The sequence below is a fragment of the Streptomyces sp. IBSBF 2435 genome (assembly GCF_036815005.1).
In the GTDB taxonomy this organism is placed as follows: Bacteria; Actinomycetota; Actinomycetes; order Streptomycetales; family Streptomycetaceae; genus Actinacidiphila.
In genome coordinates, this window is the sequence record NZ_JAJSYW010000015.1 from 45,836 (window position 1) to 51,873 (window position 6,038).

The following is a 6,038-nucleotide window of genomic DNA, read 5'->3' on the forward strand; positions in this document are numbered from 1 at the left end:
CACCCAACAACGCCGACTCCACCGCACCCGCGTCCACACCCGACGCAACCACAGCGGCGGGGACCGGGGCAGGGGCCACGGGGGGCGGTGCCACCGCCGCGACGGCGGCGGGAGCCTCGACAGCGATCCCGGGCGCGGGGACGGGCGCGGGGACGGCCGGGGGCGCCTGCTCGACATACGCGACGGGCGCGGGCGCGGTGAGCGCCGAGGCGGCCGTCGGCGCGGGCACGGCGGCGGGAGCCGGGGCGGCCGTACCCAGTTCCAGCCCGGCGAGGTCGCGCAGGATCTCGTTGGCCCGCAGGTGCGTGCGGCCGATGGCCAGGCCGTGCTCCTTCACGGCGGTGACGCCGGCGATCACCTGGTTCACCCGGCCCTGCTCGTCGGCGCGCTCCAGCAGCCGGACGAGCCGCTCCGCGCTCTGCAACTGGCCGTTCAGGTAGTCGTCGTGCAGTTCGAGGTGATCGGCCATCAGATCGGCCAGGCGGTCATTGTCCACGGGAGCTGTCTCCAGGACGGCAGGGGCAGGGGCAGGGGCAGCGGCAGGTACGGGAGCGGTCGCGACGGGCGCGGGGGCCGGAAGTGCGAGCGTGGCGGGCCGGGTGGAGGGCACTACGGCAACGGCGGTCGCGGCGGTGGGAACCCGGGCCGCGGCCGGAGCCGGAGCCGATACGGGAGCGGGCCGCGGCGCGCTCGCCGGAGCGGCACCGAGGGTCACGGCGGCAGCGGCCGGAGCCGGCACCCGGTAGCCGCTGTCGATCGCGTCCCGGTACGCCGCTTTGCGCTGCGGCGACACGTAGTTGATGCCGTTGAGCGAGATCGTCATGCCCTTGGCGGGCTCGCTGCGCCGCGGCTGCGCGACGTAGCGGTCCGCGGTGGCGATCGGCACGCCGAGGACGGCGAGTTGCGCCACCGCCTGCTTGAGGGTCAGCTCCGCGTCGCGCTTCGCACCGCCGTCGAGTGAGATCGCGGTGTGGGCACGGTCGCCGAGTACACGCCGTACGAGCTGGGTGAGCACCGAGCCGGGACCGAACTCCACGAAGACCCTGAACCCGGCGCCGTACAGCTCCTCCACCCGGGCGGCGAAGTCCACCGGGTGGATCAGCTGCTCGGTCAGGACCCGGCGGTTGGCGTCGAGGTCGGCGCCGTAGACCGCACCGCGGGTGTTGGGCAGCACAAGGCCGCGCGGCTCGCGCATCCCGGCCGCCCGCACGTGGCCGCCGAACTCCGCCACCGCGTGGGCGACATGAGGCGTGTGGAAGGCCGCGGACACCGGCAGCCGCGACGCGCGGAGCCCGGCCTCCTTCGCCGCTGCCACCAGCCGGTCGATCTCCGCCGTGGCGCCGCCGACCACGATCTGATCCGGCGCGTTGCGGTTGCAGATGACCAGCCCGTCCCGCGCGGCGAGCAGTTCGGCCACGCGCTCCTCGTCGGCGGCCACCGCGGCCATCGCTCCGGCGTCGAAGCCGGGGTCCGCGGGGGGAGCCATCGCGGCGCCGCGGGCCCGTGCGAGCGCGAAGTAGGCGCCGCTGTCGAGCGCGCCGGCCGCCCACAGCGCGGTCAGCTCACCGAAGCTGTGCCCGAGGAACCCCTCGGCGGCGAAACCGAGTTCGGTCAGGTAGCGGAACTGGCCCACCGACAGCGCGCCGATCGCGGGCTGCGCGTGTACGGTCTCGCGCAGCTCGGCCTCCTGCGTCTGCCGCCCGGCGTCGTCGAACGACGGCGGCGGGAAGGCGATCCGGGACAGCAGCCGCGCGTCCTCGAACTGCTGGTTGACCTCGTCGAAGGCCGCCCTCAGCGGCGGCAGCGCCAGCACGGCGGTCCTGCCCGGGTTGACGTACTGGCTGCCCTGGCCGGCGAAGAGCGCGGCGACCTTGCCGTCCTGCTCGGCGCGGCGCCGGAAGTACACGCCTTTGGGGTGCGTCCACGAGTCGGCCTCGGGGCGGGAGCGCAGCTCGCCGAGCGCCACCTGGCGCAGCGCGGCCAGTTCCTCCTCGGTCCTGGCCACCAGCGCGACCCGCGCGTGGCCGGCAGGTGCCGGGCCGCCCTCGGCGCGGGCGCCGCTGTCCAGGGCGGCGGTCAGCGCGGCGGTGTCGGGCGCGTGCCACAGGTGCACCGAGGCGACCGGGAACATGACCTCCAGGTCGGCGCCGTCACCGTACTCCTCCATCACGAAGTGGAAGTTGGTGCCGCCGAAGCCGAACGAGGAGATGGCCGCGCGGCGAAGGCCCAGCCGAGGGTCGCGGATCCACGGCCGCAGTTCGGTGTTGACGTAGAACGGGCCGTTCTCGAAGTCGATTGTCGGATTGGGCTCGTCGACGTTGATGGTGGGCGGCAGCACCTTGTGGTGCAGCGAGAGCGCCAGCTTGATCATGCCGGCCGCGCCGGCGGCGGCCTTGGTGTGGCCGATCTGGGACTTCACGCTGCCGACCGCGGCGTACGCGCGGGCGTCGGTGGCCCCGCCGACGACCGCGGCGAGCGCGCTCAGTTCGGTGGCGTCGCCGACCGCGGTGCCGGTGCCGTGTGCCTCGAACAGCTCGACACTCGCAGGCGAGCAGTCGGCGTCGTGGTACGCCCGGTGCAGGGCGACCATCTGGCCTTCCTTGCGGGGCGCGTAGATGGACTTGAACCGGCCGTCGCTGGAGGTTCCCAGGCCCCGCAGAACCGCGTAGACCTGGTTGCCGTCCCGCTCGGCGTCGGAGAGCCGGCGCAGCGCGAGCATGCCGATGCCCTCGCCGATCAGGGTGCCGTCGGCGTTCTTGTCGAACGGACGGATCCGGCCGCCCTTGGACAGCGCCGGGGTCTTGCTGAAGCACATGTACATGAAGATGGTGTTCTCGGCGTCGCAGCCGCCCACCAGCATGGTGTCGGCGCGGCCTTCGAGCAGTTCGCTGACCGCGGCCTTGACAGCGCCCAGCGAACTGGCGCAGGCGGCGTCGATCGTCATGTTGGTGCCGCCCAGGTCGAGGCGGTTGGCGATCCGGCCGGCGACCACGTTGCCGAGCATGCCCGGGAAGGAGTTCTCCTCCCACGGGGCGTAGGCCAGGCGGAACTTGGCGGCGATCTCGTCGGCGTCCTCCTCGGAGAGCCCGCAGCTGCGGACGACCTCCTTGAGCACCGGGGTCTGCAGCCGGGCGGTGAGCGGCTGGGTGAGCTGGTTGGCGCCGGTGATGCCGAGGATGACGCCGGTGCGCGAGGCGTCGTACCAGGGCTTGTCGGCGCCGGCGTCCTTGAGCAGGTCGCGGGCGACCACCAGGCTCAGCAGCTGGAGGACGTCGGTGACCTCCAGCGTGTTCGGCGGCAGGCCGAACTCCATGGGGTTGAAGGCCACGTCGGGAATGAAGCCGCCGCGCCGGGCGTACGTCTTGTCGGGCACCGACGGGTCCGGGTCGTAGAACTCGTCGACGTCCCAGTGGGTGGCGGGCACGTCGTCGATGCAGTCGGCGGCCGAGGCGACGTTCGCCCAGAATTCGCTCAGGTCGCGGGACTTCGGGTAGAGCGCGGAGAGGCCGACGATGGCGATGGGGTCACGGGCGAGCCGACGGTCGAGCGCGGATTCCTGCGAAGAGTTCACGGCGAGCCTCTCTGGGATCTGGACGAACGGGATCTTCCGTGGCGATATCCGCCCGGCGCGACGCCGCCCGGCGCTCCGGCAGGTGGGGGCGGAGGCGGAGGCAGGCGTGGGTCGGCCGGCGGGTCGTCCGGTGGGGACCGGCGAGTCAGCGGGACGGTTCGATCACTCCGGCGATGGCCGCCGCGGCGTCGGGGCGGATCAGCATCGTGTAGTGGTCGCCAGGAGTGGGCCGGCACAGGTCGAGGCCGCGCGGGGCCAGCTCCTGCCAGCCGAGCGCGTCGTCGCCCGGGATGAGGCTGTCCTCGGCCTTGATCAGGGCCAGCGGCACGGACGAGGGAACCGGATGGTGGGTGGCGGTCAGCCGGTTGTTGCGCAGCAGCCCGTCGACGTAGGTGTCGTAGAGCTTCCGCAGGCCGGGCAGCGGGGTGCCCTCGGCCAGCGCACCGCAGCCGACAGCCGCGTCAAGGATGCGGACCAGCCCGGTGTCGAGGTCGAGTCCCGCGGTGTCGTCGGGGTCGAGCGAGATCGTGCGGTTGCGCTTGGCGCCGAGGTACATCGTGAACCAGCGCAGGAGCATCGGCGCTTCGAGCGAGTCGTCGGCCTGCTGGTAGGCGTCGGTCGGGGCGATACTGTCGAGGAGCACCAGCCGGTCGGGGAGTTCAGCGGGTTCCAGTGCCTCGGTCATCGACTGCATGAGGACGCCGCCGAAGGACCACCCGGCGAACGTCGTCCGGCCGGCAGCGGGTTGGGCCGCCCGGTCGGCGCGGAGCTCGATGAGGAGCTGGCCGACGAGCGAGGCGACCGTCAGGTCGCCGCGGCCGCCGGACAGGGCCGCCTCGAAGTACTCGGGAACGCCGGCCAGGTCGAGCACGGCGAACCCGGTACCGCCGGGCAGCGCGTCGGTGATCCCGCCCCACACGTCCGAGGGCAGCGCGCCGGGGTGGACGGCGTACACGGTGTGCCCCCCGGGTGCGGTGGGCCGGTGCCGCCGGATGATCGGCGGTGCTTCCGGACGGGAAGCCGGTCCGCGGCGGGCGCCGGCTCTAGGCCGAGGTGGCACGCTGCGCGACCTCCTCGGCAAGGTGGGCCGCCAGGTCCTTGATGGTGGGGTGATACCACAGCGCCGTCGTCTGCAGTTCGAATCCCAGCCAGTTCTCCATCTCGCCGGCGAGGATCAGCGCCTCGGTGCTGTCCAGGTCGAGCTCATCGAAGTACTGGTCAGGCGGAACCGTGGAAGGCTCCACTCCCAGGCGGTGGGCAACCTTTTCGATCAGCCAGTCCTGGGCTTCCTGGGTCGAGATGTTCCCCATTCCATTTCCTTCCGACGACTTGTGTCTCCCGATGGTCGGCGCACTCGGCCGGGAACCGCGGAATGTGCCGGACCCCAGCGACGCGTTCCGGTGGTTCACACTGCTCCGCAGCCGAATTCGGGATGCGCCTTCAGTTCGGGACAGTAGGCGGGAGGTCTGCTTCCGGGCAACCGGCCGAGAACCGGAATAGACGCCGCCTGGCCCGCTTGCAAAATCATTCGGCGCGCGTGGAAAACAACTGCCCTCGCTGAGCTGGGGCAATACCCCGAGGCCTAGGAGCCGCGGGTTCCGCTGTCAGCTTCTCGCGTGTATGTCAGCGAATCTGTCAGCGCCCGTCGGCCGCTGCCGGGGCCGGTCGGCTGCCTGACCGGCCGCCGCGCGGCCGGAGTCGCCGTCGGGGCGGGGCGGCTTGCGCCGCGGCGGCGCCGGCACCTGTCTTTCTGCCATGGTGCGCACCCAGTCCTGGATCGAGGTGTGCGGCCGGGCGGCGAGTTGGGCGGCCGCCCGCCGCAGTGCCGACGGCCGGCGGCCGCACGCTTCGGCCAGCGCGGCCGCGGCCGCGGGCTCCGCCGCAGTGCGCGAGGCGCCGAGGAGGGCGTCGAGCATCTCGCGCGCCTCCGCGACCGACAGCGCGTCGAGCTCCAACGGCTTCGCACCGTTGCGCACCACCAGATCGGGAAGCGGATGCCGGCTGGTGACGAGCACCAGATTGCCGGAGGTGCCCGGCAACAGCGGTCTGACCTGCTCGGAGGTCTCCGCGTCGTCCAGCAGCACCAGGACGTGCCGGCCGGCGAGCAGGGTGCGGAACAGCGCGGAGCACTCCGCCAGCCCGGCGGGAATCCGGTCCTCGGCCACCCCGAGCGCGCACAGGAAACTCCCGAGCACGCTCAGCGGGGTCAGGGGTTGGCCGGACGAGGTGTCCCCGCCGCGCAGGTCGGCGTACAGCTGCCCGTCGGGAAACCAGTCGCGGGTCTCGTGCGCCCAGTGCACGGCCAGGGCGGTCTTGCCGCGCCCTGGCGGGCCGTAGACGGAGGCGACGGGCACCGATGAGTAGTCCGTGCGCTCACGCGCGAGCAGCCGGTCCAGCTCGGCCTTCTCCGCTTGGCGGCCGACGAACGGCCGGACCGCGGGGGGGATCTGGGCGGGCGGGGCCATGG

At 72.9% G+C, this 6,038-nt stretch carries 3 protein-coding genes and 1 pseudogene; all 4 read right to left on the minus strand.

Annotated features, from left to right (window positions below):
• The coding region (locus V7E46_RS05205; protein WP_333767296.1) for a beta-ketoacyl synthase N-terminal-like domain-containing protein at positions 1-3,571 on the minus strand (3,571 nt) is incomplete at its 3' end.
• A gap of 145 nt (positions 3,572-3,716) precedes the next feature.
• Entirely contained in the window at positions 3,717-4,526 is an 810-nt protein-coding gene (locus V7E46_RS05210) for a thioesterase (RefSeq protein ID WP_333767297.1), read from the minus strand.
• Positions 4,527-4,614: 88 nt separating this feature from the next.
• Complete coding sequence (locus tag V7E46_RS05215) at positions 4,615-4,881, minus strand: acyl carrier protein (RefSeq protein WP_333767298.1); 267 nt, start codon at positions 4,879-4,881, stop codon at positions 4,615-4,617.
• A 294-nt stretch (positions 4,882-5,175) separates the two neighbouring features.
• Positions 5,176-6,038: pseudogene (locus tag V7E46_RS05220) on the minus strand (AfsR/SARP family transcriptional regulator); the annotation flags it as partial.